The organism is Sinomonas sp. G460-2 (assembly GCF_047759905.1).
Classification (GTDB): Bacteria; Actinomycetota; Actinomycetes; order Actinomycetales; family Micrococcaceae; genus Sinomonas.
This window is the reverse complement of record NZ_JBKZWT010000416.1, coordinates 1-2604: the sequence shown is the minus strand read 5'-3', so window position 1 is coordinate 2604 and position 2604 is coordinate 1. Positions and strand designations below refer to the sequence as shown.

At 67.9% G+C, this 2604-nt stretch carries 4 protein-coding genes; all 4 read left to right on the top strand.

Features of this window, described 5'->3' with window-relative positions; all coding sequences use genetic code 11:
- The first annotated feature begins 163 nt into the window (after window positions 1-163).
- Entirely contained in the window at window positions 164-799 is a 636-nt protein-coding gene (rimP, locus tag ACLN58_RS20735; RefSeq protein ID WP_415857118.1) for a ribosome maturation factor RimP, read from the top strand.
- Window positions 799-1767 carry a transcription termination factor NusA gene (nusA, locus tag ACLN58_RS20730; RefSeq protein WP_415857117.1) on the top strand — a complete coding sequence of 323 codons (969 nt, stop codon included), beginning with the start codon at window positions 799-801 and terminating at the stop codon, window positions 1765-1767. Before rimP ends, nusA begins: the two co-directional genes overlap by 1 nt.
- A gap of 174 nt (window positions 1768-1941) precedes the next feature.
- The gene (locus ACLN58_RS20725) at window positions 1942-2259 is read left to right on the top strand and encodes a YlxR family protein (RefSeq protein ID WP_415857116.1); all 318 of its coding nucleotides are present in this window, start codon (window positions 1942-1944) and stop codon (window positions 2257-2259) included.
- A gap of 168 nt (window positions 2260-2427) precedes the next feature.
- Window positions 2428-2604: translation initiation factor IF-2 N-terminal domain-containing protein (locus ACLN58_RS20720; RefSeq protein WP_415857119.1), on the top strand; the 177-nt coding region annotated here is incomplete at its 3' end.

Genomic DNA, 2604 nt, shown 5'->3' with positions numbered 1-2604 from the left:
CGCGCCGGCCACCCAGTAGCGCCACGCACGGCGCGGAGGGTCCGTGGGTGCGGTGGTCGAATTCACGGGCTCGATCATCCCACGACTCGAGCGGGCGGCCACTACCGCTTTCCCGAGCCGATAGTCTTAGAGGACAACGAGCGAAAAGAGGAGGCGGACCCCCATGTCCGAGCCTGTCCAGCCGGAACCCGCGCGTCCCAGCCGTCAGGCCGGGGAGGCGCCGTTCGCGGCCGAGGAGGCGCGCCTGCACGCGATGCTTGAGCCCACCGTTCAGGCCCACAGGCTCTACCTCGAGGGGATCACGATCAAGGCGGCCGGCGCCCACAGGACCGTTCACGTCGTCGTGGACCTGCCCCAAGAGGAGACGGGCGGCGTGGGCCTCGATGTCATCGCCGAGATCTCGCGGGAGCTGTCCGACGCCCTCGACGGGAGTTCGGCGGGGACGTTCGGCGACAATCGCCCGTACGATCTCGAGGTGTCCTCGCCCGGCGTCGCTCGCCCGCTCACGGAGCCGCGGCACTGGCATCGCGCGAGGGGCCGGCTCGTGAAGGTCAACGTGATCCAGGGCGAGAACATCACGGGTCGCCTCACGCACGTGGCGGACGACGGCGTGACTGTGGTCCCCAGCCTTCCCTCGGCCAAGGGGGTCAAGCCCAAGCAGGGGGAGCCGGTGACGCTGCCGTTCTCTGGGATCCGCAGCGGGCGGGTCGAGGTCGAGTTCGCTCGGCTCGACGAAATTCCCGAGACCGCTTTCGAGACTTTCGAATCTGACACTGACACAGACGCCGAGGAGGCCTAGTGGACATCGACATGAGCGCGCTGCGCCTGCTGGAGCGCGAGCGGGACATTCCTGTCGAGAAGCTCATCCCAACGATCGAGCAGGCCCTCCTTCTCGCGTACCACAAGTCGCCCGGCGCGATCGAGAAGGCGCGGGCGGAGGTGGACCGCCGGAGCGGGCACGTGACGATCTGGGCCACCGAGGTCGACGAAGAAGGCAACTCGATCGGCGAGTTTGACGACACTCCCGAGGGCTTCGGCCGGATCGCGGCGACGACGGCACGTCAGGTCATCCTCCAGCGTCTCCGCGACGTCGAGGATGACAACGTGCTCGGCGAGTTCAAGGGCCGCGAGGGTGAGCTCATCGCTGGCCAGATCCAACAGGGCAGCAACCCGCACATGATCCAGGTGAACCTCGGCACGGTCGAGGCCCTCCTGCCGCCGCCCGAGCAGGTGCCTGGCGAGCAGTACGTGCACGGCAGCCGCATCCGCGCGTACGTCGTGGACGTGCACCGCGGCCTCAAGGGCCCGTCGATCACGCTCTCGCGCTCGCACCCGGGCCTCGTCAAGAAGCTCTTCGAGCTCGAGGTTCCCGAGATCGCGGACCGCAGCGTCGAGATCGTCGCGATCGCTCGCGAGGCCGGGCACCGCACAAAGATCGCGGTCCGCGCGAACGTGCCCGGCGTCAACGCGAAGGGGGCGTGCATCGGCGAGATGGGCTCGCGCGTGCGCGCCGTCATGACGGAGCTCAACGACGAGAAGATCGACATCGTGGACTTCAGTGACGATGCCGCGACGTTCATCGCGAACGCGCTCTCGCCGGCGAAGGTCAAGTCGGTCACGATCGTGGATGAGGGCGCGCGCTCGGCGCGGGTCATGGTGCCGGACTACCAGCTCTCGCTCGCGATCGGCAAGGAGGGCCAGAACGCCCGCCTGGCGGCGAAGCTCACGGGCTGGCGGATCGACATCGCCTCGGACGCGGCGGTGTGATCCGAGGCTGAACCGAGCCTGAGCTGCCGGTCTGAACCGACAGTCTGAACCGACACCGGGGAACCCGCCGCCGATCCCGGGCGCCCCGGTTTTCGCCCCGTTGGGCCGGGGTTATAGAATGGACAGGTCCGGGCGCGCGCCCGGTGGCAAGCGACAAGCCAGGGGCAGTGGAACGTGCAGAATGACGCCGAACCACTGCGGACTTGCATAGGCTGCCGCCGGACTGCTGCTCGGTCCGTACTGCTCCGGTTGGTGCGGGACCCCGAGGACCCTCAACGCGTCGTCGTCGATCCGCGCCGCCGACTGCCCGGTCGAGGTGCTTGGCTGCACCCCGACCGGACATGCCTGACGCAAGCCGTCAAACGCCGAGCGTTCCAGCGCGCCTTCCGGGGCGCGGTGGACCATGCGGCGGTCGACGACTTCTTCGGCACCACCGTGCAGGCCACCGCCAGCACGAGCACCGTCCAAGCTGAAAGCGGGTCAGAAATCTGATGGAAACCCGATGAGTCCCCGTCCGATGAGCGCGTAGCGATGAACAAGTTGCGCGCCGCCGACGGCCTCGCAGCACGGCCACTGAGGTTCTCAGTGATCTCTGTCGAGGCCTGCAGCAAGCAGTAGACGGTCCACGCCTGGCTCGGCGCGGACCGAGACAGGAGAAATGTGGCCAAGGTCCGCGTACACGAGCTCGCCAAAGAGCTCGGTATCACCTCTAAGGACGCCCTCTCGAAGCTCCAGGAGCTCGGCGAGTTTGTGCGTTCTGCGTCCTCGACGATCGAGGCGCCCGTCGTGAAGAAGCTTCGCGACGCTTATCCCTCTGGCGGGGCAAAGCCCGCCACA